This is a genomic window from Enterobacter sp. UNJFSC 003 (genome assembly GCF_036903355.1).
Lineage (GTDB): Bacteria > Pseudomonadota > Gammaproteobacteria > Enterobacterales > Enterobacteriaceae > Enterobacter.
In genome coordinates this window covers 1-299 of sequence record NZ_JBAKHK010000103.1, presented here as the reverse complement: position 1 = coordinate 299, position 299 = coordinate 1, and the positions used below count along the sequence as shown (strand labels likewise).

Here is a 299-nt window from a genome sequence, read left to right as displayed (position 1 = left end):
CCGCAATGGAACGCTCCATCGACGTGCAGATTTCGCGTCTGCGCCGCATGGTGGAAGAAGATCCAGCGCATCCGCGTTACATTCAGACCGTCTGGGGTCTGGGCTACGTCTTTGTACCGGACGGCTCTAAAGCATGAGGCGATTGCGCTTCTCGCCACGAAGTTCATTTGCCCGTACGTTATTGCTCATCGTCACCTTGCTGTTCGCCAGCCTGGTGACGACTTATCTGGTGGTGCTGAACTTCGCGATTTTGCCGAGCCTCCAGCAGTTTAATAAAGTCCTCGCGTACGAAGTGCGTA

Annotated in this window: 1 protein-coding gene and 1 pseudogene; both read left to right on the top strand. The window is 55.2% G+C overall.

What is annotated here, in order from left to right; translation table 11 throughout:
* Positions 1-5: 5 nt before the first annotated feature.
* On the top strand, positions 6-137 hold the full coding sequence (locus tag V5P19_RS23295; RefSeq protein WP_179288649.1) for a winged helix-turn-helix domain-containing protein: 132 nt from the start codon (positions 6-8) through the stop codon (positions 135-137).
* A pseudogene (locus tag V5P19_RS23290) lies at positions 134-299 on the top strand (hypothetical protein); the annotation flags it as partial. The gene V5P19_RS23295 and the pseudogene V5P19_RS23290, both read left to right, overlap by 4 nt.